This is a genomic window from Mesorhizobium sp. M0701, assembly GCF_040320365.1.
In the GTDB taxonomy this organism is placed as follows: Bacteria; Pseudomonadota; Alphaproteobacteria; order Rhizobiales; family Rhizobiaceae; genus Mesorhizobium.
The window spans coordinates 17,349-39,853 of the sequence record NZ_JAMYPO010000034.1 but is presented as its reverse complement, the minus strand read 5'-3'; the positions used below and the strand labels follow the sequence as shown (position 1 = coordinate 39,853).

Below are 22,505 nucleotides of genomic sequence, written 5' to 3'. Positions count from 1 at the left end.
CCCCATGCCCATCCGCCAGCTTTCCGAAACGATGATCAACCAGATCGCCGCCGGCGAAGTCATCGAGCGTCCGGCAAGCGTGGTCAAGGAACTGGTCGAGAACGCGCTGGATGCAGGCGCTGCCAGAGTCGAGATCGTCACCGCCGGCGGCGGGCTGAACCTGATCCGCGTCAGCGACGACGGCTCGGGCATTCCGGAAAAGGAACTGGCGCTGGCGATTGCGCGCCATTGCACCTCCAAGCTCGCCGACGACATTCACGACATCCGCTCGCTCGGCTTCCGCGGCGAGGCCTTGCCGTCGATCGGCTCGGTGGCGCGGCTGTCGATCCGCTCGCGCACCGCGTCCAGTGAAAACGCCGCCGAGATCGGCATCGACGGCGGCCGCGTCTCCGCGGTCAGGCCGGCGGCGGCCAATCGCGGCACCACGGTCGAGGTGCGCGACCTGTTCTTCGCCACGCCCGCAAGGCTCAAATTCATGAAGGGCGAGCGCGCCGAAAGCTCGGCCATCGGCGACGTGGTCAAGCGCATCGCCATCGCCTTCCCCGCCGTGCGCTTCACCTTGGCCGGCCCGGACCGCTCGACGCTGGAACTGCCGGCGACCGACGACAGCCCGGAAGGCCGGCTGCGCCGGGTGGCGCAGGTGATGGGCGCCGACTTTCCCGACAATGCGATCGCCATCGACGCGATGCGGGACGGCGTGCATCTCGCCGGCCATGTCTCGGTCCCCTCCTTCACCCGCGCCAACGCGCTGCAGCAATACGCTTATGTCAATGGCCGCCCGGTGCGTGACAAACTGATCGCCGGCGCCATTCGCGGCGCCTTCGCTGACGTGCTGCCGCGCGACCGCCATGCCGTCACCGTGCTGTTCCTGACGCTCGATCCGGTGATCGTCGATGTCAATGTCCATCCGGCCAAGGCAGACGTGCGCTTCCGCGACCCGGGGCTGGTGCGCGGGCTGATCGTCGGCGCTATCCACGAAGCGCTGGCCAATGCCGGCATCCGCGCCGCCACCACCGGGGCCGCCGGCATGATGGCGGCGTTCCGGCCAGGCGCCGCATCCTATGCGCATGGTGGCCCGGCCAACGGTCACCGCAGCTACGAGGCCGCCTATCGGGCATCGGGCTTTTCCGGGTTCGATCCTGCCCGTTCGCCGCAGCGGCCGCTCGACATGGGCGACGGCTTCGGCGAGGACGAGCAGGCGGCCTTCGACGCCGGGCCGCTGCACAGCGCCGATGCGCGCGCCGGGCAAAACGAAGCGGCGGAAACGCTGCTCGGCACGGCGCTGGGCGCGGCGCGCGCGCAAGTGCACGAGAATTATATCGTCGCCCAGACCAGGGATTCGCTTGTCATCGTCGACCAGCATGCGGCGCATGAGCGGCTGGTCTACGAGGCCTTGAAGAACGCCCTCCACTCACGCGCGGTGCCGTCGCAGATGCTGCTGTTGCCCGAGATTGTCGATCTGCCGGAAGAGGATGCCGAGCGGCTTGCCAGGCATTCCGAGACGCTGGCCCGCTTCGGCCTCGGCATCGAGCGCTTCGGCCCCGGCGCCGTCGCGGTGCGCGAGACGCCGTCGATGCTCGGCGAGACCAACGTCCAGCAGCTGGTGCGCGATCTCGCCGACGAGATCGCCGACAACGATACGGTCGACACGCTGAAGGAGCGGCTGGACAAAATAGCCGCGACCATGGCCTGCCACGGCTCGGTGCGCTCCGGGCGGCTGCTCAAGCCGGAAGAGATGAACGCGCTGCTGCGCCAGATGGAGGCGACGCCGGGCTCCGGCACCTGCAACCATGGCCGCCCGACCTATATCGAGCTCAAGCTGGCGGATATTGAGCGGTTGTTCGGGCGGCGATAAGAAACTCGCAGGGCGCAGCCCCCACCCGGACCGTCGGTCCGACCTCCCCACAAGGGGGAGGTAGGGAGCCTATCCGCCGACGCCTCGCGAGGAGCTTACCCTCGCCCTTGTGGGGAGGGTCGCTGCGAAGCAGCGGGGTGGGGGTACGAAAAGAGCCGCTGTACAGCGGCTCTTTTCGAGTCAGGCACAGCCCCAAACCCTTTGCTCATCTCTTCAAATTCACCACAATGACGCCGCCCAGCGCCAGCGCGCCGCCGAAGATGCCGAGCAGCGTCGGCACCTCGCCCAGCCAGAAGAAGCCGATCAGCGTCGCCATCGGCGACACCAGATAGAGGAAGTTCGAGGCACGCGCCGCGGGCAGCCGGGAAAGCGCTGTTGCCCATGCGGCATAGGCGATCAGGCTGGGCACGATGCCGAGAAAGATGACGGCGCCGAGCCCGGCCGCATCGGCGACCGCCGCCTGCGCCAGACCGCTCGGCAGGAACGGCGACAGGCAGAGCGCGCCAAGCACCATGTTCGAGGCCGAGATCGTCAGCGGGTGATGGCGGGCAAACAGCGGCTTCTGGACGATGGTGTTGACGGCCGAGCACAGCGCCGAGCCGAGGACAAGCAGCGCACCATTGTTGAAATGCAGCCCTTGCCCCTCGCCCATGGCGATGATGCCGATACCGGCGAAGGACAGGAACGTGCCGGCCCAGGCCAGGCCCGAGAAGCGTTCGCCGAGCAGCGCCATGGCCATGATGGCGGTGAAGATCGGGCTGACATTGATGATGAAGCCGGCCGCACCGGCCGAAACGGTCAGCTCGCCGAAATTGAGCATCACCGTGTAGAGTGCGACGAAGACGGCACCACCGAAGACAAAGCGCCAGAATTCATCGAGCCTGGGCAATGCCGGCCGCTTGACCGCGAGGAAGATCGCCGCCGGAACCGCGGCGATGGCAAAGCGCAGCGCGCCAAGTTCCAGCGGCCCGAAAGCGGCAAGGCCGGCGCGGATCGCCGGAAAGGCGGAGGCCCAGCCGACCACCGTCAGCGCCACCGCGATGGCCGCCGTGGCATCCATGCGCTGTGTCGTATTCAACGTGCCGGTGTAAGCGCTCATCTGGGTGTCCTCGCGATCCATGCCATGAAGTAGAGAAACGCTATTGCGGGTCGGTTGACAAACGAACAAATCAAGGATCACCTGTGACTATGGATCACAGCTTAGACCCGATGCTGCCGCTCGAAACGCTGCGCGCCTTCGACGCCGCGGCTCGGACCGGCAGCTTTTCGGCGGCGGCCGAGAAGCTCAACATCACCCACGGCGCCGTCAGCCGGCAGATCGCCAAGCTCGAGGGCTGGCTTGGGCTGAAAGTCTTCGATCGCGGCGCCCGCGGCGTCTCGCTGACCGTCGAGGGCAATCGCCTGCATCTGCGCACCACCGAAGCCTTTGCCCTGATCGCCAGCAATTCGGACCGTTGGGTCGAGCCGCGCGGCACGGCGGTGGTGCGGCTGACCTCGATCCCCTCGGTCAGCGGGCTGTGGCTGATGCCGCGCATGGCGGCGCTGGAGAACCACCCGTCCAAGCTGCGTATAGTGCTCGACGTTGACATCCGCCAAGGCGATCTTGCCGACGAGGGCATCGACCTGTCGATCCGCTGCGGGCGCGGCCGCATTCCGGGCCGGATCTCGGTGCAGCTTTTCGAAGAATATGTGTTCCCGGTCGCCTCGCCGGAATTGGCCAAGGAGATCGGCCGCGGAGATCCTGCCCGGCTGCTCAAATTTCCGGTGATCAACGATTCCGACGCTTCGGCCTGGCGCGCCTGGTTTGCGGCGCAGGAGATGGACTATCGGCCGCGGCCGCACGACCGCCGTTTCGAGGACTACAACCTCGTGCTCGACGCCGCCGCGCACGGGCTCGGTATTGCGCTGGCACGTCCGCCGTTGACGGTGGACCAATTGAAATCGGGCCGCATCGTCGCCGTAGACGAGCGCAGTGCGCTAAGCCCGATATCCTACTGGCTCGACCGGCCGCTGGAGCGCCCGCGCGCCGCCGCCGCCGAACTCGCCCGGCGCATCGCCGTCCAGGCCGGGCTGGCAGCGGAGAAGATCGAGCAGTTTATCACGGCCGAGGAATGAGATGCCGGCATCCGCTTTGCCGGCTTGACCTCGCCGCAATTTGTGGCGATGACATCGTCATGAATTTCGGCACCACCCCATGATGAACCGTTTCGAAGGACCCGGCGGCAAGGAAGCCCGCATCCGCTATCTCGACGGCGACTTCCAGGTGACCAGCCCCGGCGCCTTCGTGCGCTGCGCGGTGACCGGCGAGAGCATCCCGCTCGACGAGCTCAAATACTGGAGTGTCGCCAGGCAGGAACCCTATGTGAACGCCGCTGCCTCGCTGCGCCGCGAGATCGAAGCGCATCCGGAACTGCGCCGCCGACGCTAGTCCAGCGCAAATGGAAGCCGCCCCGTTGCGATCCTTCGCGCGCCGCCTCCTGCCGCGACGTCAAGCCGGCGACACCGAAACCTTAGAGGTTATCTTGAAATAAAAAACCCGCCTCGGGGCTCGAGGGCGGGTCTCGGTGAATCATCACCATAGCCGAATTAGTAGCATAGCTGCCGGCACAAAGCAAGAACAAAAGTAAGCGTCCGGCCTGAGGCGTCGCGCGAGTTGTGCTTGTCGACAATCTGTTGTGATCTTAGGGTGAGAAAGCACGGCCTAACCACGACGACGAAGGTGTTCAAGGGATGCGCGAAGTCGCCTGTGCCATCCTGGTCCGCGATGGCACCTTGTTGCTTGGGCGGAGGTCTCCGCATCGTCGGTCCTATGCAAGCTGCTGGGATGTGATTGGGGGACATCTTGAGGGCGCGGAAAGGCCAGAGGATGCGCTCGTTCGGGAAGTGCGAGAGGAAGTTGGCGTAACGCCGACGGGCTTCATACCAATCGGAGGGTTCGTCGAGTCTTCACCCGAAGTTGGACCCGGCCGGCTTCATTTCTTTGTTATCACGGAGTGGGCCGGCGGCGATCCGGAGATGCGGGGTGATGAGCATACCGAGCTCCGTTGGTTCGATGTTGAGACGGCCTGCGCTTTGCCTGACCTCGCTTTGCCGCAATACCGTTCGATCTTCAGGTCACTGGAAGGCATCGTGACCGCATGCACCGGATAGTAGATGACATCGGGGAGATGACGTCGCCGGATCAGCGCCACAGCAGCAGATCTTCGATCAGGTTGATCGAAACAAAATATGCCGCGACCAGCGGAAAGCTGCAAATTCCAGTCCTACATCGCCTCGGTGCTCAAGCTGCTGGTCAGCCCCTCAGCCTGCGCTGCCGCCAGGCATCCAGCGTCTCGTCGATGATGCGTTGCGGCACATGGTCGAGCTCGAAGACGGTGTCGATCTTCAGCACATCGAGCCCGTCGAGGAATTCCGGCGGTGCTGCGCCGTGACGCAGGCGGGCAGCGTCCTTCGCGGTGGTAATGAGGCCAAGCCCGGCTTTACGTGCTGTCGCCGCCAATTCGGCAAGCTCGTCCGCAGTGTAGAAATGATGGTCAGGAAATGGTCGGGTCAGCGCAAGCTCGCCCCCGGCCTCGCTTACGGTGTCGAAAAACTTATCGGGATGACCGATGCCGGCGAACGCCAGGAACCGCCTGCCGGCCAGCGTCATCTTGCTGCTCGGCGCGGTATGCGCCTCGAAGATCGGCCTGCCGGCGCGCGCTGCCTGCCGCACGACCGTATCGGCCGCGGTGCCCTCGCCCATCTTCAGCAACGCGCTGGTGAAGACCAGCTGGTCGACGATGTTCGCCCGCAGCGGTCCGCCGGGGATGACGCGGCCATTGCCGATGCCATGGCGCGCGTCGACGACGACCAGCGCATAGTCGATGTGGATGCGCGCGCTCTGAAAACCGTCATCCATGATCAGGAAATCGCAGCCGAGCTTGTCCAGCAGAAGCCTGGCGCCGGCGGCCCGGTTCGGCGTCACCGCGACCGGCGCATGTTCGGCCAGAAGCAGCGGCTCGTCGCCGACATGCTTGGCGGCGTCATGGTGGGGATCGACGATATGCGGCTGCGCGAAGGAGCCGCCATGGCCGCGCGACAGGAAACCCGGATTGAGCTGCATGCGCCTGGCCTGCTCGGCCAGCGCGATCGCCACCGGCGTCTTGCCGGTGCCGCCGACGGTGAAGTTGCCGACGCAGAGCACCGGCGCCTCGACCTTTTCGCGCGGCGCGTGCCGCATGCGGCGACCGGCGACAAGCGCATAGATGGCGGAAAGCGGCGACAGCGCCGTGACCCGCCAGTCCGGCTCTTCCCACCAGAAGGGTGGCGCTTCCGAGGTCACGTCAGCGCCCGTTCGCGCCCTTCAGGCGCGACTTGACGACCAGCGGCTGGATATAGGGCTCGAGCGACCTGAGCGTATGCGCCAGCGCACCGCGCATCTCGTCGACCGTCGCCGCACCCGCCGCCATCATCTCATGGCGGGCCGCCTCGTTGGTCAAAAGGAAATTGACGGCGCCGGCCAGCATATCGCGGTCGCGCACCAGCTTGGCGCCGCCGCTATCGAGCAGGCGCTGATAGGCCTCGCGAAAATTCTGGACGTTGCGGCCGGCAAGCACCGCTGTCTCCAGCATGGCTGGTTCCAGCGGGTTCTGGCCGCCCTCGGAAGTCAGCGAACGGCCGACAAAGGCAATTTCCGTCAGCCTCAGATAAAGCCCCATCTCGCCGATCGTGTCGCCGAGCAGAATATCGGTGTCGGCGGTGATCCTGTCGGCCTTGCTGCGCTGCGCCAGCTTCAGGCCCATGCCGGAAATCTGGGCGGCCAGCTGCCCGGCGCGATCGGGATGGCGCGGCACGATGATCGTCAAAAGCCCGTGGTGGCGCTTGTGCAGCATGGCGTGAACTTCGGCGGCGACCGCCTCTTCGCCGTCATGGGTCGAGATCGCCGCCCAGGTCGGGCGACCGCCGATCTGGCGTTTCAGCGCCGCCAACGCCCGTTCGTCGGCCGGCGGCGGCGCGGTGTCGACCTTGAGATTGCCGGATACAGTGACCGGCCGGGCGCCGAGCGACAGGAAGCGCTCGCCATCGAGATCCGACTGGGCGACGACATGGGCAAGATTTTCGAACAATGCTTCGGCAATGTTGGCGCGCTTCTTCCAGGACTTGAAGGAGCGGTCGGACAGCCTGCCGTTGACCAGAACCTGCGGCACGCGGCGGGCGCCGAGTTCCAGGATGGTCATCGGCCAGATCTCCGATTCGGCGATGATCGCCAGGTCCGGCTGCCAATGGTCGAGGAAGCGGCTGACCGCCGGCTTGAGGTCGAGCGGCACATATTGGTGGATGATGCGGTCGCCCAGCCGTTCTTCGGCGACCTGCGCCGAGGTGACCGTGCCCGTGGTCAGCACGATGTTGACGCCGTAATCGAGAATGCTCTCGACCAGCGGCACGACGGCGATGGTCTCGCCGACGCTGGCTGCATGGATCCAGATCACCGGGCCTTCGGGACGCTCGCGTCCGGCGACGCCGTAGCGTTCACGCCGGCGAATGCGGTCCTCCTTGCCTCTGGAAGTGCGCCAGGCGACGTAAGGTCCGACCAGCGGGTAAGCGGCGGCCCCGGCGAAGCGGTAGGCCGTCAGGAAGGCGCGGGCCCAGCGCATACTCATTTCGAACCGTCCACAAGGCGATAGGCCTCGGCGGTCGCGGCATTGAGCGAGGCCGTGACCTCCTGGCGCTTGCGTTCCATTTCCGCGGCGTCGGCGTTGGCCGGCACGAAGACAGGCGTGCCGACGACAATCGAGGAGCGGCCGAAGGGCAAGTTGATCGTCGTCTTGTCCCAGCTGCCCTCGATCACCTTGCGGCGGCTGGTGGCTATCGCGGCAGGCAGGATCGGCCGGCCGGACAGCCGCGCCAGAAGGACGACGCCGAGCCCCGCATCGCGCGGCGTGCCGTGGGGAATATCAGCAATCATGGCGACATTCTTGCCGGTGGCGAGCGACTTTTTGAGGGCGATGAGCGCCTTGGCCCCGCCCTTGTCGAGATGCCTTGCGCTTTCGCGCCCGCCAGAGCCGCGCACCGCCTCGATGCCGAATTTCTCGACCATCAGCGCGTTGAGCTCGGCATCGGCGCTGCGCGATACCATGGCAACCAGCGGCCGTCCCTTGGGATAGTAGGCCGGGGTCAGCAGGTGCTGGCCGTGCCAGAGCGCGATTATGCCAGGCTCGAGCTGCGCATAGGCACCGCCGGAAAACTTGGCCGATCCGTCAACCATGCGGTTGGTCAAGCGGACAAGGCGGACGAAATACGCAAACAGCGCGGCAAGCGCATTCTTGACGAATCGCGACTGCGCCAGCGGTTCGCGGATCTTGCGCCAGAACGTCTTCGGCTTGCGACGTCTGACCGCCGACCGCGGGGCTGATCGCTTGACCGCTTCATGGTTCATCGATGTCAACCGACAGCCTTGTTTTCGGGGTCGAGCAGGCGGTGCAGGTGAACGACGAAATAGCGCATATGGGCATTGTCGACGCTAGCTTGCGCCTTGGCCTTCCAGACGGCGTGCGCCGATTGATAGTCCGGATAGATGCCGACAATATCGAGCGCGTCGAGATCGCGGAATTCGGTGCCGCCCAGCTTCTTGAGTTCGCCGCCGAACACCAGGTGCAAAAGCTGTTTCTTTCCGTCTTCAGCGGCCATGTCGATCCTTCACATATCGTGAGTTTGGGACAGGTCTAGACCAAAGCCGCCGACTTTGGAACTATTGATAGTGGTCAATTGTCCAGCCCGGCGATGACGCCGGCGAGCACGGCGAGGAGTTCGCCGCTGCCGGCGGCGAGCGGTCCGTGACGGATCACTTCGCCGGCATAGAGCGGCGCGCGGCCATGCCGATCGAGCAAGGCGCCGCCTGCCTCGCGCAGGATGAGATCGGCCGCGGCGATGTCCCAGTCATGCGCGTTGGCCTTGACGAAGGTGGCATCGAGCTGGCCGCCGGCGATCATCGCCAGCCGGTAGGCGAGCGAAGGAATATAGAGCACGCGCTTCAGCCGTTTGTGCCATTTCGCCGGCATCAGGTCGATCATCGCCTTCGGTCCGGCGATTTCGGCCGTTTCCGACGGCGGACGCACGCTGATGCGCCTGCCATTCAGGAACGCGCCCTCGCCGGGCAGCGCCCAATAGATTTCGCCCTTCGCCGGGCAGTCGAGCACGCCGGCAAGCGTTCGGCCGTTCTCGACCACAGCGACGCTGACGCACCATGTGGGCAGCCCTTCGAGGAAGCCGCGCGTGCCGTCGATCGGATCGACGACAAAGGTGCGGCGCGCGACGAGCCTTACCGGGTCGTCGACGGTTTCCTCCGACAGCCAGCCATAATCCGGCCGGGCCGCCAGCAAGGTCTCGCGCAGATATTTGTCGGCGGCGTGATCGGCTTCGCTGACCGGCGAGGTGCCGCCCTTCATCCACACCTGCGGATTGTTGTTGAAGTACTGCATGGCGATGAGCCCCGCCGCGCGGGCGGCATCGCGCAGCAGCTGCAGGTCTTCAGTAGCGCCGGCCGAGACGGCCGGGTCAAGCTCCGGCAAGGGTCATTCCTTCGATCAAAAGCGTGGGCGCGGCAGTGCCGAAATTGCGGTCGAGATCGCTTGCCGGAACCATGTTGAGGAACATCGTCTTCAGATTGGAGGCGATGGTCACCTCGGCGACGGGATAGGCCAGCTCGCCATTTTCGATCCAGAAGCCGGAAGCGCCGCGGCTATATTCGCCCGTCACCATGTCGACGCCCTGGCCGAACACTTCGGTGACGTAGAAGCCGGTCTTGAGCGACTTGATCAGCTCTTCCGGCGTATTTTCCCCGGGCTCGATGGCGAGATTGGTCGACGACGGCGAGACCGACGAGCCGCTGCGCGAGCCGCGCCCATTGGTGACGAGGCCGAGTTCCCGAGCCGCCGAAGTCGACAGGAACCAGTGGTTGAGCACGCCCTTGTCGACCATGAACAGTTTTTCGCCCTCGACGCCTTCGCCGTCGAACGGGCGCGAGGCCTGTCCACGGCGCCGGAGCGGCTCGTCGGTGACGGTGATTGCGGCCGAAGCCACCTTCTTGCCCATCATGTCGCGGAGAAAGCTGGTCTTGCGCGCGACCGCGGCGCCATTGATGGCACCGGCAAGGTGGCCGGCAATGCCGCGCGCCACACGCGGATCGAACACCACGTCGACCGGCCCGGTCGCCGCCTTGCGCGCGCCAATGCGGCGTACAGCGCGCTCACCGGCCTTGCGGCCTATGTCTTCCGGCGCGTCGAGATCGGAAAAATGCTGGCGCGAGGAGAATTCGTAGTCGCGCTCCATGCCGGTGCCCTCGCCGGCGATCACGCTGGTCGAGCGTGAAAAACGCGAGGCGACGTAATGGCCGACGAAGCCGTGCGAGGTGGCGAGCACCAGGCCGCCGAGCCCGGCACTGGCGCCACTGCCGGCCGAATTGGTGACGCCCTTGACGGCAAGCGCCGCCGCTTCGGCGGCAAGCGCTGCTTCCTTCAATTGATCGGCCGACACCTCGGTGGCGTCGAACAGATCGAGGTCGCGCGGCGTCTTGACCAGCAAGGCCGGGTCAGCGAGGCCTTGATAGGGATCTTCGGGCGACACCTTGGCCATGGCGACGGCGCGCTCGGCCAGCATATTGGGGTCGGATGCCGCCGTTGCCGAAACGCTCGCTACCCGCTTGCCGACGAAGACGCGCAGCGAGACGTCCTCGCTCTCGGACGCCTCTGTGCCTTCGACCTTGCCAAGCCGCACCGACACTCCGGTCGAGCGGCCGCGTACCGCAACGGCATCGGCGGCATCGGCGCCGGCCCGTTTGGCAGCCTCGACCAGGGCCGCGACGCGATCGGTCAGTTTCGCTGCGTCGAGCGTATCGGTCATGCGCATGATCCTGTTATTTTCGGCCCGCAATAGGGCAGCCGCTGCTGCACCATCTATTGTCCCGATGCGCCTTCTGCAATGGGAGAAGCGGACAAACCGGGTGCATCAAGCGCCCAAACAGGACCGCAGGCCGCAGGCGGACGGATGAACGGCGAGCGAGATCGACAATCCCTCAGGAAGCGGCCACCGGCGTCCAGATCACGTCGTCGATTCTGAGCGCGCCGGTGGCGAGCATCACCAGCCGGTCGAAGCCGAGCGCGGCGCCGCTCGCCTGCGGCATGATGGCGAGCGCGGCGAGGAAGTCCTCGTCGATCGGGTAGCGTTCACCATAGACGCGCTGCTTCTCATCCATTTCGGCGGCAAAGCGCAGGCGCTGCTCGGCCGGATCGGTCAATTCGCCAAAGGCGTTGGCGAGTTCGACGCCGCAGCAATAGAGCTCGAAGCGCTCGGCGGTGCGCGGATCGTCGGCGCTCGGCCGGGCCAATGCCGCCTCCGAGATCGGATATCCGAAAAGAATGGTGTTGCGCCCCTGCCCCAGCGCCGGCTCGATTTTTTCGACCATCACCCGGCTGAACAGGTCGGCCCAATTGTCGTCGGGCGCGGTCCGCAATCCGGCCTGGATCAGGGCGGCATGCAACCCCGCGCGGTCGGTGCTGCCGTCGGCTGCAACCGTCGCCAGCAGATCGATGCCGGCATGGCGCATGAAGGCTTCGGCGACGCTCAACCGTTCCGGCTCGGCAAACGGGTCGGCCTCGCGGCCGCGGAAGCTGAAGCGCTTTGCGCCTGCCCGTTCGGCCGCCAGCGCTACGAGCTCGGCGCAATCGCGCATCAGGCTGTCATAGGTCTCGCCGACGCGGTACCATTCGAGCATGGTGAACTCAGGATGGTGCAAGGGGCCGCGCTCGCGGTTGCGCCAGACAGCCCCGAGGCTGAAGATGCGCTCCTCGCCGGCCGCAAGCAGCTTCTTGCAGGCGAATTCCGGCGACGTGTGGAGGTAGAGCGGCTGGCGCTGTCCGTCCGGCCCGATCGCCTCGGTGGCAAAGGCCGACAGGTGCGCTTCATTGCCGGGCGAGACCTGCAGGGCCGATGTCTCCACCTCGACGAAGTCGCGGCGGGCGAACCAGTCGCGCATCCCGGCGGCAATGGCATTGCGCAGGATCAGCCGCGGCCGGCGGTCGGCGTGGACATGCGGCGTCCACCACGGCGAGGCGGCGGTCATCGGCTTCAGGGGAATTGCGCAGAGGGCTGGCGATTGCGGCCAAGATGCGCTAGGCCGCACGCAACGGCCTCTCCAGCCGATTTGCGCCAACAAATTTTATCAGGATGGAAACCCGTGAAGGTCATCGCCAGCTCCTTACGCAAAGGCAACGTCGTCGAAAAGGACGGCAAGCTTTATGTGATCCTCTTTGCCGAAAACATTCATCCTGGCAAGGGTACGCCGGTCACCCAGCTCGACATGCGGCGTATCTCCGACGGGGTAAAGGTTTCCGAGCGTTACCGCACCACCGAGCAGGTCGAGCGCGCCTATGTCGAGGAGCGCGAGCACACGTTCCTCTATCGCGACGGCGAAGGCTTTCACTTCATGAATCCGGAGAGCTACGACCAGGTCGCGGTGCCGGAAAGCGTGGTCGGCGACATGGCGCCTTATCTGGTGGAAGGCATGCCGGTGCAGATCTCGCAATACAACAACATCGCCATCTCGCTGGTACTGCCGCAGCGCGCCACTTTCGAGGTGGTCGAGACCGAGCCGGTGACCAAGGGCCAGACGGCGTCCTCGTCCTACAAGCCGGCAACGCTGTCCAACGGCGTGCGCACCCTGGTGCCGCCACACATCAGCGCCGGCACCCGCGTGGTGGTGATGACGGCCGATGGCGCCTATGTCGAGCGCGCGAAGGATTGAGGCGCGAAGCCTGAAACGCCTCGCCGAAAGCGTCGCGGCGGCCGGTCATCGTCTACCGCTTTGTGCCAGGGGCTTTCGAGCATTGCACGCAGACCGAAGCGTCAACGCCCTGCCAGTTCTTTCCTATTGCACGACGCCAGCGGGCAATTTCTGAGCCTCGAGCAACGCCGACCGTCCCTTTCGCCAGGTGCCAGGTGGAATGCCGACGAACTTTTTGAAGGCGCGATTGAAGGCGGCTTCCGACTCGTAGCCGACCTCGGCACCCGCTTGCGCGATGCTCATTTCGGGGCGTTCGAGCAAGCGTCCTGCCAGTTGCAGACGCCAGCGAGCAAGATAGTGCATCGGCGAGACCTCGACATAGTGGGTAAAGCGGCTCGCAAACGCCGTGCGCGAGAGCCCTACTTCGCGGGCGAGCCGGTCCAATGTCCATTCCTCCCTGGGGCGAGCGTGGATGAGCCGGAGCGCCTCGCCGACATGTGGATCCCGTAGGCCTGACAGCCAGCCGCGCGAATCGTCGGGGAGGGTCTCGAGATGGCGGCGGATGATCTCGACAAACATCAACTCGCTCAGCTTGGCGAGTATCGTTTCACAGCCCGCCCGCCCACTGCCACCTTCGGCCAGCGCCAGCCGAAAAAGGTCGATAACCCAGCTGCTTCCATCGGCGGGCTTGCGGGCACACAGGATGGCCGGCAATGCGGCCAGGAGAGGATTGAAGGGACGTGCATCGCAGCCAAGATACCCGCAAATGAACCGGGTCCGCTCGTCTCCGCCGCCACCATGGATCACCGCGAACGGCAGGCTCTCGTCTATCGGCCGATAATACATCGCCATATTGGGCTCGCCCCGCGCCCCCGGCGAGGAGCTCAAGACGTTCGGAACACCACCGGGGAAGACAACGACATCACCGGCGTTCACGAGCACCGGCGGCACCGAATCGTCTCCCAGCGCGGCCCAGCACGAGCCCGACATCACGGCATGAAAAGAAATGATGTGCTCTGCCTCCGGCATGACGGCGGCGGCAATGTCGGCCGTGCCCGGCGACTCGCCAACCCAGGGAGAGCTGGCGTCGACGTCGAAATAGATCGCACCGGTGAGGCGTACGGCTCGGAGCACATCGGAAAGGACATCCATGCACTACACCTCCGGAAACGATCGGCTACTCCCTTTGACAACGAGTTTTTCCGCCAGGCATCTCGAACTATCCGGCAATATGGCCGCCCGGGCAACTATCCATCCGGTCTAATCCTACTCTGAACGATCGGGCAACAGAAATGGACGATGTGACATTTGCGGGAACAGCGGACGGGATTAGCGTTTCATCGGCCGGCCGACAGGTCCAATAGCAGGGAGGAATGCCATGAACGATGAAGACATCACCAAATTCGCAGCAAGCCTGCGAGGCGAAGTCATCCGCGCCGGCGACGCCCGCTATGACGAGGCCCGCAAGCTCTACAACGGCATGATCGACAAGCGGCCGCTGATCATCGCCCGCTGTGTCGACGTCGCCGACGTAATCACAGCGGTGAATTTCGGCCGCGACAACAATTTGCTGGTTGCGGTACGTGGCGGCGGCCATAACGGACCAGGATTGGGGAGCTGCGACGACGGTCTGGTGATCGACCTGTCGGCGATGAACGGCGTGCGCGTCGATCCGGATGCCCGCACGGCGCGGGTAGGCCCGGGCTGTACTCAGGGCGACCTCGATCATGCCACCCATGCCTTTGGCCTGGCCGTACCGGCGGGCATCATCTCGACCACCGGGGTCGCCGGACTGACGCTGAGCGGCGGCCATGGCTATCTGACGCGCAAATATGGCCTGACCATCGATAATCTGATCGAGGCCGATGTCGTGCTTGCCGATGGAAGCTTCGTCACCGCCAGCAAGGAGCGGAACCCCAACCTGTTCTGGGCGCTTCGCGGCGGCGGCGGCAATTTCGGCATCGTCACCAGCTTTGTGTTCAAGCTCCACCAGGTCAGCATGGTCTTTGCGGGGCCGATCGCATGGGATCAGCGCCACGCCCGCACCATCATGCAGCATTATCGCGAGTTCCTGCCGAACGCGCCCGAAGAACTCGGGATCTTTCTCGGGCTCAAGACCGTCCTCTCGAGCGCACCCTTCCCGGAAGAGTTTTGGGGAAAGCGGATGTGTCTGCTGATGTGCTGCTACAACGGCCCGGAGGAAAAGGGCAGAGAGGCGCTGGCCCCGCTGCTCGATGCGCTGCCCGCGCCCTGGTTCAACTGGATGGGAACGATGCCCTATCCCGCGGTGCAGAGCATGTTCGATGGGCTCTACCCGAAGGGAATGCAGTGGTACTGGCGGGGCGATTTCGTCAAGACGCTGTCCGACGAGGCGATCGACGCCCATCTCGAGCAGGCGGCGAAGACGCCGAGCGAGCTATCGCTCATGCACCTCTACCCGATCGATGGTGCGGTCCATCGCGTCGGCAAAGACGAGACACCCTGGAATTACCGTGATGCGACCTGGTCGATGGTCATCGCCGGGATCGATCCGGACCCACAGAAAGCAGGGCCGGTGAAACGCTGGACCAAGGCCTACTGGGAGGCCGTGCATCCATTCGATCTGGGCGGCGCCTACCTGAACTTCATGATGGATGACGAGGGCGATGCAAGGCTCAAGGCGGCCTATGGCGACAACTATGAGCGCCTGGCTACGCTGAAGAAGAAATACGACCCAAACAACCTCTTCCGGGTGAACCAAAACATTCGACCGGCTGCTTGACGGCGGCCCTCGTCAGGCCGGCAAGCGTACCGGCCGGCCCAGCTAAGGCTCGGCCGGTACGATAGCTTGCCGGTCAGGACGCTCGCTGGCCGGCAAGCGGGATACTCGGCCGCGCTCGCCGACCGTGTTCCATGAGCGATGTCCGGCATGCGTCAAAAGCGGTCTGCCCGCACCCTTAGGGTCACCCGTAGCCCCGCTTCAGCCGGCAAGTCCGGGAGTAGGCCTCGCGGTCAACGCGTTATGCCTCAACGACTGTTTCTCGCCAGGCCGATCGTGCCAGCAGCCACCGATAGTTTACGCCTCGATGTGGACGTCCGACCTCACGACGACACCCTCCAGTGCTCATCGAGAACCGGTATTCCCTCCAGAATTAGATAAATTAGCAGTTTCTTAAGTGCCTTTGGAACTTTGTAGCTTGCGTTCCATTTTCAACCGCATGCGAGAGTCTGTGGTCCACGACCCTGGAATGACGGTGAACAGGTCACCGCCTCGCTACTCGCTGGTCCTGCCCATATACAATGAAGAACAGGTGCTGCCTCGGCTGATCGAGCGGATCAGTTGCCTGATCGGCCGGTTGGACGGAGAAACGGAGGCCATCTTCGTCGATGACGGAAGCCTCGATGGAAGTGTCGAATACCTGAGAAAGGTGGTTGCCGCCGAGCCGCGCTTTCGGCTGATCGAATTTTCCCGCAATTTCGGCCACCAGATGGCCATTACCGCCGGTATGGATGCCGCTGCGGGCGATGCCGTCATCGTCATGGATGCCGACTTGCAGGACCCGCCGGAGGTCGTTCTCGATCTGGTGGCAAAGTGGAAGGAAGGCTTCGAGATCGTCTATGCCCGCCGAGTCAAGCGCGAGGGCGAATCCTGGTTCAAGCGCTTTACGGCAAGTCTTTTCTATCGCCTGCTGGAGAAAATGACGTCGGTCGATATTCCGCGCGACGTCGGCGACTTTCGCCTGGTCGGCCGCAAGGCGCTGGAAACCTTCAAGCATATGCCCGAACATGACCGCTTCGTCAGGGGCATGTTCGGCTGGATGGGCTTCAAGCAGACGGCAGTGCCATTTGAGCGCCACGCGCGAACCCTGGGCCAGACCAAATACCCGTTCTGGAAGATGATGCACCTTGCGGTTCACGGCATCGTCAGTTTCTCCGAGAAGCCGTTGCGCCTGGCGCTCTGGGGCGGATTGGCCATTTCCGCGCTTGCGGTGGTCTTTGGTGCCTACGCCATGTTTGCCTGGTTTTTTGAAGCCGGCATCATTGCCGGGTGGACATCCACGGTGGTGATCGTGTCGCTCCTGTGCGGCATTAATCTCTTCATGACCGGCGTGGTCGGGCTCTACGTTGGCAGCATCCACGCCGAGGTGAAACGCCGCCCGCTGTACGTGATCGATCGGCTCACCGGTTTCGACGAGGCGATGCGTGCCGTCTCTGGTGAGCGCGGCCGATCGTTTCACAAGCCCAGGAGTGGAGTCCCCGCCAATGGGCGAACTCTTCGACAACTATAATTCCAACTACGGCGAGGCGGTCGAAGGGTCCATCCGGTTTTCCGGACTCAGGCACGACTTCTTCCTTGTCGCCAAGGCGGACCTGCTGCGGCGACTGGTGGTCGAGCGAAAGCTTCGGCAGGGTGGGTCGGCTGTAAGGGCGCTGGATGTCGGCTGCGGCGTCGGTTCGCTCCACCGCTATCTCGACGGCGCTTTCGACAGCCTCGATGGCTGCGACGTCTCGCAAGACTCGATTTTGCGCGCCAGCCAACACAATCCGCGTGTGGCCTACAGGACCTGCAGCACGCAGGGGCTGCCTTATGAGGACGGCACGTTCGACCTGGCTTTCGCCAGTTGTGTCGTCCATCACGTTCCGCCCTCCTCCTGGCTCGATTTCTTGCTGGAAATGCGGCGCGTCGTGCGGCCAGGCGGCATCGCCTGCATCATCGAGCACAATCCCTATAATCCGATGACGCGTCTTGCGGTGTTCCGGTGTCCGTTCGATCACGACGCAGTCCTGCTCAACGCCGCCAAAGCAAGGTCCCTTTTTCAGGAAACAGGCTTCAGGGACATCCGCTCCGAGCATTTTCTGCTGCTGCCCTCGGCAAGGCCCTTGGCCAAAAAGGTCGAGCGCCTGCTTTCTGCCCTGCCGCTTGGAGCCCAGTACGTGTGCAGCGCTTATGTCTGAGCGCCGTTCGACCGGCGACGCCGGGCTGAGGCTGCTGGCGCGCTTCGGGTCGGTCGGCATCGCTGCAACGATCCTATATGCAGTGATGGCCACCGCTTTGGTCGAATGGCAACGGTTCGGCCTCTCGCCGGTCGGTGCCTCGCTCGCAGCTTATACCGCTGCCGCCCTGTTTTCTTATCTCGCGCATAAGTTCGTGACCTTCGCGTCGAGCGGATCGCATCGATCGGAGGCTCCGCGTTTTCTCTTGCTGACGGCAACCGGCTTCGCGGTGGCTTACGCGGCGCCGGCGCTTTTGACGGCGAAACTCAGTCTGCCGCCGATCATTGCCATCCTGGTTACATGCTTGCTTGTTCCAGCGGTCAATCTCCTCATGCTCGACCGCTGGGTTTTTGCGCAGCGAAGACGCGGCCAGCAGCGCGATCGCCCGCCCTAATCCGCGTCAATGGGATCGAGCCGGAGCGACAACAATTTGATGGAGCGCTTATAGATGTTGCTGGCGGCAGGAGTTTGCGGAATGCCGTCGAGGTAGTCGAAGGCGATGTCGAGTGTCTTGGCCTCGGCGAGAGCCGCCGGTGGGATGACGAACGAGACGGTGCGTGGCTCTTTGCCGGACAGCGTCACCGCATGCACCCGAACGCCGTTCACTGAGATCACAACCCTTTGCGTGATCTGTGGCGGACGAATGACGGCGGCCATTTGCAGCGTGGCAGTCAGGCCGTCGCGAAGCGGCGGTATGTCCAGGCGAAGCCGCGAGGTCTCGCCCAGCGAATGGGTGCCGTCGGCTACCGGCCCCGACCAGCCACAGACCATCATGCCGGTTGCCTTTTTGGCTCCGTCGGACCGGAACGACACCGTCTGGCCAAGTGTGTAGCTGCCGACCGCATCGCGATTGAGGCAGGTCGTCGTCCGGTCGATGTAATAGGCGCGATAATCGGCATTGACGTCTGGATTGAGAGCAAGCGCAAGGATGATGATTTCCGCCCCGGCCAGAACCGCCGCCAGCGTGTAGCCGCCAAGCGAGGCCGCGCGCCGATGCGGGCCCGGAGTGCTAGACCAGGGCAAGATAGCCCCCGATCCACGCGACGGTCATGAAATAGCAGGCGCCCAGGAAGAGACCCAGAGCCGCAAGAAAAGTCAGCTTCGACGCCGACAACAACGTGGTCAGCAACATTGTCAGAGGCGCAAGCCCAACGACGTATCTGACCATCGAGGCCAGGTTCGTGATCAGCGGCGAGATGATGCAGCAGGCGCAGAACAGCGCGGCGCCATATTGCCTGCGAACCGCCAGAACCGCCGATAATGCCAGTCCTATGAGTGCGGCGAGCGCGCTCCATTGCGGCGCCGTAGGCAGCCATCCAGTCGTCGGAACGGCCGAGAGTCCATCCCATATGAAGGCGAGCGGATTGCCCGCCACCCGTCCAAACGCGCGCTGGACGTGCAGGAAGGCAAAGCCGTCCCCGACCGTCAGATAGAGGAACAGGATGTAGGCGAACAAGCCGGCAGGCGAGATGAGAATTGCAACGAGCAGATCCGGTCGGCCAAGCACCCAACGTGGGAACGAAAGCGCCGATCCGCCCTTTGCGCGGTAATCCCTGAACATCTGAATGACGGTCGCAAATACAACAAGCACTCCGACGAGCCTGGTTGCCGACAGCAGAGCCGATGACAGCCCCGCGGTCAGATAGCTGGAGCGTTTGAGTGCCAGAAAAACGCACGACGTCAGGAGCACGAAAAGAGGTTCGGTCAGGAAGGTCGTGAAGTGAAAGGAGAACGGGCCGCTGAGCAGAAAGGCGCAATACAGCACATAAGCGCGCATGTTCTTCTCGAGCAACGGCCACGCCACCAGACAGGCCGCGTAGCTGCACGCAATCGATGCGATCGACGCGAGCAGTATCGTCGGCAAAGGGAAAACAGACCGGATTGCCGCCACCAGCATCGGATAGAGCGGGAAGAAGCCCCACCGTCCGACATTGCTCTGGCCTGGAATGGGAAAGCGCTCATAGCCATGTTCGGAAATGCCGACATACCACGCGCAATCCCAGCGGCAGAGCGCCTGGGCATAGGCCGCGAAGCCGGGTTCTGCCGAAACCGAAGCAAATGCGGCATAGCGGATGGCCAGTCCACTGACGGCGAACAGCAACGGCACCGCCACGACGGCGACCGCAATATAGCGACCGCCGGGACGCGCGACAGCTTCGAGCGCCAAAATCTGCCTCCACCCGTTCAAGTGGCTGGCGCCACTCAAAGCTAGATGACGCGCGCCCTGGCGAATTCAAGGCATGCAACGCGGCTCAAAAATTGGCGATACCGCCTATCCGGCGTCCCCCCAGACCAGCATCTCGCCGCATCACACGTTGAAATGGGTTCAGTCGACGCTTTTAACCCGTCGCGTAGGTATTTGTGCAGTCAAGCTGTTGGACACGATAGTTCGAATCCCGATACCGCGCTGGTGTACTCGGCCCTTGAGAATCCTTCAGCCTTCGGCAACATGGCGGCAAGGCTGAGAGCATGAGGATGAGCAAGGTCATTTCCGCCGCATCACGGCGTTCGCCGCGCAAGACACCGATGGCGCTGACCGAGGCGCTGGTCGCCCGCACCTTGCGTGCGGTCGAGGATGCCGGGCCGACGCCGGGCATGGTCTACATGACCGATGCCGATTACGCGCGCATTCGCGACGAGGTGCTAGCCGGCGCGCCGGGCGGGCCGGTGAAGCTGTTCGCCTATGGCTCGCTGCTGTGGAAGCCGGCCGGCGAGGTCAGGGGTGGCGAACGGGCCGTGGCGACGGGCTGGCACCGTTCGTTCTGTTTTACGGTGCAGCGCTTCAGGGGCACCGTCGAGCAGCCCGGCCTGATGATGGCGCTCGACCGCGGCGGCCAATGTCAGGGCATGGTGTTCGAGGTCGCCGAGCCAGTGGGGGCCAATCTCGAAACGCTGCTGCGCCGTGAGATGACCATCCTGCCGGCCGTCAACGTGCCGCGCTGGCTGCAGGTCAGGACGGGCGACGGCACGGGCCAAGCGCTTGGTTTCATTGTCGATCCCGCCAATCCGCGCTATGCCGGCAAGCTCGAAAAGCGAGCGATAGCGGCGACCCTGGCCACGGCCGTCGGCCATTGGGGTTCGGGCGCCGAATATCTGTTCGAGACCATTCGCCATCTCGACGCCTGCGGCATCCGCGACCGCAATCTCTGGCAGTTGCAGGAACTTGTGGCCGAGGAGATCGGTCGGGCGCTGCGGTCGGGCTTAATTCGTCCCTGAGCCAGACCAGCATCTCGTCGGGCTCCCAGGCGAAATCGATGTTGTGCAGGTCGACGAGATGTCCCGCGCGCTCGCCGATGGCAGTATCGAGCATCGTGTGTCCTCCCTTCGGTTCGTTATCCCGGCGTATTCACCCATGCGCCGACAAAGGGCGGCAGCATGATGCACGTCTGCTGCTCGACAGCCTCGTTGCGCAGCCGCTCGGCGAGGGTATCGACTTCCACCTCGGCGGCGGTTGCGGTACCGACTGCCTCGGCCATCGGCAACAGGCTGCGCAACGTGCCGGCAATGTAGTCGTAGATCGGCGAGTCGGGTCCGCTGCCGGCGAGGCCGGCGGAGTTCATCCGCGGCGCCGGCAGCCCTGCGCCGGCGAACACCATGGGCAGCCTGCCACCCATGTCGACCTCGAAACCCGCGCGCTCGATCGTGTCGATGATCCAGCCGCGGCATTTGCCGAACACCGGCGCCTCTGGAAAACTGCGGGTGAGCGGCATCGCCAGTTCCTGGACGGCGACGATGCCGCCAGGCCGCAGGAAACCGGCAAGCCTGCGCAGGGTTGCGGCCGGGTCGGGCAGATACATCAGGACAAGCCTGCCGATCACCGCATCGAAGCTCCCGTCGGGCGAGAATGTATCAAGCTCGGCCGTCGTGAAACGTGTCCAGTAACACTGGCCGGATTCAGTGGCGCGCCGCTCGGCAATGTCCACAGCCTCTGCCGAGCGATCGACACCAAGCACCCTTCCCGCCGGTCCGACCAGCCTTCCGGCCAGCAAGGAGACATCGCCTACGCCGCAGCCAATGTCGAGCACGCGCATGCCGGGTCCTATGCCCGCACTGCGCAGGACATGCTCGGTAAGGTCGTGAATGAGCGCTCCCTGCAGCTCCAGGCGCTTGAATTCGCTTTGCGTGTAACCCAACGCATAGGGACGCGGATCCATGGGGCTCTGATCACGGTCGGTCTTCGGCGCATGTTCGGCAAGCAGATTGTACATGTTTGACTCCATGATCGATTTATCCGGGATTTGTGACCGCTGGGCAGCCTGATGACCGCCCAGGGCCCGACCGTCACGATCGGAGATCGGTGCTACAACGTGATTTCCGGAATCGGGAATTGCGTTACGACTGAAACAGGCGCCCGTGCCTGGCATACCACGCAAGCGGAGAACCACCCTGCGCCCGGCATTCGGACGCCACTATGATTTCGGCGCCCGCGGAACGAACACGATATGCGGCGTCTTCGGCGGACGACCGGGCGGCACATAGTCCGGAACCGGCGTATCGTCTGCCGGGAGCGAAAGCACATATCGGTGGATGGCGCGCAGGTCGGGCTCGCTCATGGCACGCAGGTTGAACCATGGCATGGGCGGGCGCGTCTCGATCGTGCGCGCGAACTGTACCCAGTCGTCCTCGTCCATGGTCCGCAAAAATTGGCGAAGATTGGTCGGGTAAGTCGTACCCCACGGCCCGTTGAAGCCGAGCGAGTCGCCGATTAGCCATCGATCCTGCGGAACGTTGCCGGCCTTCTCCAGGTACCCTGGCGTGTGGCAGTCGTTGCAGCCGCCGATTTTCACCAGGTATCGACCGTGCTCGATCGAAGCGGTCGCGGACGCCGCGCCGACCTCACCCTGGTTGAGCGTTGCGGCGGTGAATGCTGCGGCCAGGCCAAGGGCGGCAATTGCGATGAGAGCTCTTCGTGTCATCAGC

23 protein-coding genes are annotated in these 22,505 nt (G+C 64.3%); 10 read left to right on the top strand and 13 right to left on the bottom strand.

The window, feature by feature from the left end; translation table 11 throughout:
* Nucleotides 1–4: 4 nt before the first annotated feature.
* Nucleotides 5–1,855: a DNA mismatch repair endonuclease MutL gene (mutL, locus tag NKI24_RS25915; RefSeq protein WP_352749482.1), complete on the top strand. Its 1,851-nt coding sequence runs from the start codon at nt 5–7 to the stop codon at nt 1,853–1,855.
* Nucleotides 1,856–2,060: 205 nt separating this feature from the next.
* Here mutL and NKI24_RS25910 read toward each other — a convergent pair whose 3' ends face one another.
* The gene (locus NKI24_RS25910; protein WP_352749479.1) at nt 2,061–2,954 is read right to left on the bottom strand and encodes a DMT family transporter; all 894 of its coding nucleotides are present in this window, start codon (nt 2,952–2,954) and stop codon (nt 2,061–2,063) included.
* A gap of 89 nt (nt 2,955–3,043) precedes the next feature.
* On the opposite strand from NKI24_RS25910, the gene NKI24_RS25905 reads away from it, so the two are divergent.
* The 3 genes from NKI24_RS25905 (at nt 3,044) to NKI24_RS25895 (ending at nt 5,005) form a co-directional block, all read left to right on the top strand.
* The gene (locus tag NKI24_RS25905; protein ID WP_352749476.1) at nt 3,044–3,970 is read left to right on the top strand and encodes a LysR family transcriptional regulator; all 927 of its coding nucleotides are present in this window, start codon (nt 3,044–3,046) and stop codon (nt 3,968–3,970) included.
* A gap of 79 nt (nt 3,971–4,049) precedes the next feature.
* A complete protein-coding gene (locus tag NKI24_RS25900; RefSeq protein WP_031211156.1) occupies nt 4,050–4,283 on the top strand; it encodes a DUF2093 domain-containing protein in 234 nt (77 codons plus the stop codon).
* Between the two features lie 302 nt (nt 4,284–4,585).
* Nucleotides 4,586–5,005, top strand: a complete 420-nt coding sequence (locus NKI24_RS25895) for an NUDIX domain-containing protein (RefSeq protein ID WP_352749473.1) — start codon at nt 4,586–4,588, stop codon at nt 5,003–5,005.
* 142 nt (nt 5,006–5,147) lie between these two features.
* Here NKI24_RS25895 and lpxK read toward each other — a convergent pair whose 3' ends face one another.
* The 7 genes from lpxK to epmA form a co-directional block, all read right to left on the bottom strand.
* Entirely contained in the window at nt 5,148–6,176 is a 1,029-nt protein-coding gene (gene lpxK, locus NKI24_RS25890; RefSeq protein WP_352452289.1) for a tetraacyldisaccharide 4'-kinase, read from the bottom strand.
* A 1-nt stretch (nt 6,177) separates the two neighbouring features.
* Nucleotides 6,178–7,494, bottom strand: a complete 1,317-nt coding sequence (gene waaA / locus NKI24_RS25885; RefSeq protein ID WP_352749469.1) for a lipid IV(A) 3-deoxy-D-manno-octulosonic acid transferase — start codon at nt 7,492–7,494, stop codon at nt 6,178–6,180.
* A complete protein-coding gene (locus tag NKI24_RS25880) occupies nt 7,491–8,270 on the bottom strand; it encodes a lysophospholipid acyltransferase family protein (protein ID WP_023717166.1) in 780 nt (259 codons plus the stop codon). Before NKI24_RS25880 ends, waaA begins: the two co-directional genes overlap by 4 nt.
* 5 nt (nt 8,271–8,275) lie before the next feature.
* Nucleotides 8,276–8,521 carry a DUF4170 domain-containing protein gene (locus NKI24_RS25875; RefSeq protein WP_023674378.1) on the bottom strand — a complete coding sequence of 82 codons (246 nt, stop codon included), beginning with the start codon at nt 8,519–8,521 and terminating at the stop codon, nt 8,276–8,278.
* 74 nt (nt 8,522–8,595) lie between these two features.
* Entirely contained in the window at nt 8,596–9,402 is an 807-nt protein-coding gene (locus tag NKI24_RS25870; protein WP_352452290.1) for a 3'(2'),5'-bisphosphate nucleotidase CysQ, read from the bottom strand.
* The gene (locus NKI24_RS25865) at nt 9,389–10,732 is read right to left on the bottom strand and encodes a TldD/PmbA family protein (RefSeq protein ID WP_352452291.1); all 1,344 of its coding nucleotides are present in this window, start codon (nt 10,730–10,732) and stop codon (nt 9,389–9,391) included. Before NKI24_RS25865 ends, NKI24_RS25870 begins: the two co-directional genes overlap by 14 nt.
* A gap of 172 nt (nt 10,733–10,904) precedes the next feature.
* Nucleotides 10,905–11,951 carry an EF-P lysine aminoacylase EpmA gene (gene epmA, locus NKI24_RS25860; RefSeq protein ID WP_352749464.1) on the bottom strand — a complete coding sequence of 349 codons (1,047 nt, stop codon included), beginning with the start codon at nt 11,949–11,951 and terminating at the stop codon, nt 10,905–10,907.
* Between the two features lie 114 nt (nt 11,952–12,065).
* Between epmA and efp the strand changes: the two genes are divergently transcribed.
* Complete coding sequence (efp, locus tag NKI24_RS25855) at nt 12,066–12,632, top strand: elongation factor P (protein WP_352452293.1); 567 nt, start codon at nt 12,066–12,068, stop codon at nt 12,630–12,632.
* Between the two features lie 123 nt (nt 12,633–12,755).
* On the opposite strand, the gene NKI24_RS25850 is transcribed toward efp, so the two are convergent.
* A complete protein-coding gene (locus NKI24_RS25850) occupies nt 12,756–13,763 on the bottom strand; it encodes an AraC family transcriptional regulator (RefSeq protein ID WP_352452294.1) in 1,008 nt (335 codons plus the stop codon).
* A 226-nt stretch (nt 13,764–13,989) separates the two neighbouring features.
* Here NKI24_RS25850 and NKI24_RS25845 point away from each other — a divergent pair, with 226 nt between their 5' ends.
* The 4 genes from NKI24_RS25845 to NKI24_RS25830 all read left to right on the top strand — a co-directional run bounded on the left by NKI24_RS25845 (nt 13,990) and on the right by NKI24_RS25830 (nt 17,979).
* Nucleotides 13,990–15,372, top strand: a complete 1,383-nt coding sequence (locus NKI24_RS25845) for an FAD-binding oxidoreductase (protein WP_352749459.1) — start codon at nt 13,990–13,992, stop codon at nt 15,370–15,372.
* A 466-nt stretch (nt 15,373–15,838) separates the two neighbouring features.
* A complete protein-coding gene (locus tag NKI24_RS25840) occupies nt 15,839–16,879 on the top strand; it encodes a glycosyltransferase family 2 protein (protein WP_352749525.1) in 1,041 nt (346 codons plus the stop codon).
* Nucleotides 16,854–17,546 carry a class I SAM-dependent methyltransferase gene (locus NKI24_RS25835; RefSeq protein WP_352746992.1) on the top strand — a complete coding sequence of 231 codons (693 nt, stop codon included), beginning with the start codon at nt 16,854–16,856 and terminating at the stop codon, nt 17,544–17,546. The genes NKI24_RS25840 and NKI24_RS25835 overlap by 26 nt, the downstream gene beginning before the upstream one ends.
* Nucleotides 17,539–17,979, top strand: a complete 441-nt coding sequence (locus NKI24_RS25830) for a GtrA family protein (RefSeq protein ID WP_352707211.1) — start codon at nt 17,539–17,541, stop codon at nt 17,977–17,979. Before NKI24_RS25835 ends, NKI24_RS25830 begins: the two co-directional genes overlap by 8 nt.
* Here the strand turns inward: NKI24_RS25830 and NKI24_RS25825 are convergent.
* Both NKI24_RS25825 and NKI24_RS25820 read right to left on the bottom strand, forming a co-directional pair.
* Complete coding sequence (locus NKI24_RS25825) at nt 17,976–18,608, bottom strand: hypothetical protein (RefSeq protein WP_352746989.1); 633 nt, start codon at nt 18,606–18,608, stop codon at nt 17,976–17,978. The genes NKI24_RS25830 and NKI24_RS25825 overlap by 4 nt on opposite strands.
* Nucleotides 18,595–19,752, bottom strand: a complete 1,158-nt coding sequence (locus NKI24_RS25820; RefSeq protein WP_352749453.1) for a putative hexosyltransferase — start codon at nt 19,750–19,752, stop codon at nt 18,595–18,597. The genes NKI24_RS25825 and NKI24_RS25820 overlap by 14 nt, the downstream gene beginning before the upstream one ends.
* Before the next feature lie 308 nt (nt 19,753–20,060).
* On the opposite strand from NKI24_RS25820, the gene NKI24_RS25815 reads away from it, so the two are divergent.
* Nucleotides 20,061–20,801, top strand: a complete 741-nt coding sequence (locus tag NKI24_RS25815; RefSeq protein ID WP_352749450.1) for a gamma-glutamylcyclotransferase — start codon at nt 20,061–20,063, stop codon at nt 20,799–20,801.
* 116 nt (nt 20,802–20,917) lie between these two features.
* Here the strand turns inward: NKI24_RS25815 and NKI24_RS25810 are convergent, their stop codons facing one another.
* Both NKI24_RS25810 and NKI24_RS25805 read right to left on the bottom strand, forming a co-directional pair.
* The gene (locus NKI24_RS25810; protein WP_352749447.1) at nt 20,918–21,805 is read right to left on the bottom strand and encodes a class I SAM-dependent methyltransferase; all 888 of its coding nucleotides are present in this window, start codon (nt 21,803–21,805) and stop codon (nt 20,918–20,920) included.
* A gap of 189 nt (nt 21,806–21,994) precedes the next feature.
* Nucleotides 21,995–22,501, bottom strand: coding sequence for a hypothetical protein (locus NKI24_RS25805; protein WP_352474406.1), 507 nt, complete (start codon nt 22,499–22,501; stop codon nt 21,995–21,997).
* Between the last annotated feature and the right edge of the window lie 4 nt (nt 22,502–22,505).

Excerpts from the sequence above, each read along its gene's own strand:
- NKI24_RS25875 (WP_023674378.1), bottom strand. The coding sequence starts at position 8,521 with ATGGCCGCTGAAGACGGAAAGAAACAGCTTTTGCACCTGGTGTTCGGC.
- NKI24_RS25815 (WP_352749450.1), top strand. The coding sequence starts at position 20,061 with ATGAGCAAGGTCATTTCCGCCGCATCACGGCGTTCGCCGCGCAAGACA.
- NKI24_RS25910 (WP_352749479.1), bottom strand. The coding sequence starts at position 2,954 with ATGAGCGCTTACACCGGCACGTTGAATACGACACAGCGCATGGATGCC.
- NKI24_RS25895 (WP_352749473.1), top strand. The coding sequence starts at position 4,586 with ATGCGCGAAGTCGCCTGTGCCATCCTGGTCCGCGATGGCACCTTGTTG.
- NKI24_RS25900 (WP_031211156.1), top strand. The coding sequence starts at position 4,050 with ATGATGAACCGTTTCGAAGGACCCGGCGGCAAGGAAGCCCGCATCCGC.
- NKI24_RS25865 (WP_352452291.1), bottom strand. The coding sequence starts at position 10,732 with ATGACCGATACGCTCGACGCAGCGAAACTGACCGATCGCGTCGCGGCC.
- NKI24_RS25840 (WP_352749525.1), top strand. The coding sequence starts at position 15,839 with ATGACGGTGAACAGGTCACCGCCTCGCTACTCGCTGGTCCTGCCCATA.
- NKI24_RS25880 (WP_023717166.1), bottom strand. The coding sequence starts at position 8,270 with ATGAACCATGAAGCGGTCAAGCGATCAGCCCCGCGGTCGGCGGTCAGA.
- NKI24_RS25830 (WP_352707211.1), top strand. The coding sequence starts at position 17,539 with ATGTCTGAGCGCCGTTCGACCGGCGACGCCGGGCTGAGGCTGCTGGCG.
- NKI24_RS25905 (WP_352749476.1), top strand. The coding sequence starts at position 3,044 with ATGGATCACAGCTTAGACCCGATGCTGCCGCTCGAAACGCTGCGCGCC.
- NKI24_RS25835 (WP_352746992.1), top strand. The coding sequence starts at position 16,854 with ATGGGCGAACTCTTCGACAACTATAATTCCAACTACGGCGAGGCGGTC.
- NKI24_RS25810 (WP_352749447.1), bottom strand. The coding sequence starts at position 21,805 with ATGGAGTCAAACATGTACAATCTGCTTGCCGAACATGCGCCGAAGACC.
- NKI24_RS25805 (WP_352474406.1), bottom strand. The coding sequence starts at position 22,501 with ATGACACGAAGAGCTCTCATCGCAATTGCCGCCCTTGGCCTGGCCGCA.
- waaA (WP_352749469.1), bottom strand. The coding sequence starts at position 7,494 with ATGAGTATGCGCTGGGCCCGCGCCTTCCTGACGGCCTACCGCTTCGCC.
- mutL (WP_352749482.1), top strand. The coding sequence starts at position 5 with ATGCCCATCCGCCAGCTTTCCGAAACGATGATCAACCAGATCGCCGCC.
- NKI24_RS25850 (WP_352452294.1), bottom strand. The coding sequence starts at position 13,763 with ATGGATGTCCTTTCCGATGTGCTCCGAGCCGTACGCCTCACCGGTGCG.
- epmA (WP_352749464.1), bottom strand. The coding sequence starts at position 11,951 with ATGACCGCCGCCTCGCCGTGGTGGACGCCGCATGTCCACGCCGACCGC.
- NKI24_RS25845 (WP_352749459.1), top strand. The coding sequence starts at position 13,990 with ATGAACGATGAAGACATCACCAAATTCGCAGCAAGCCTGCGAGGCGAA.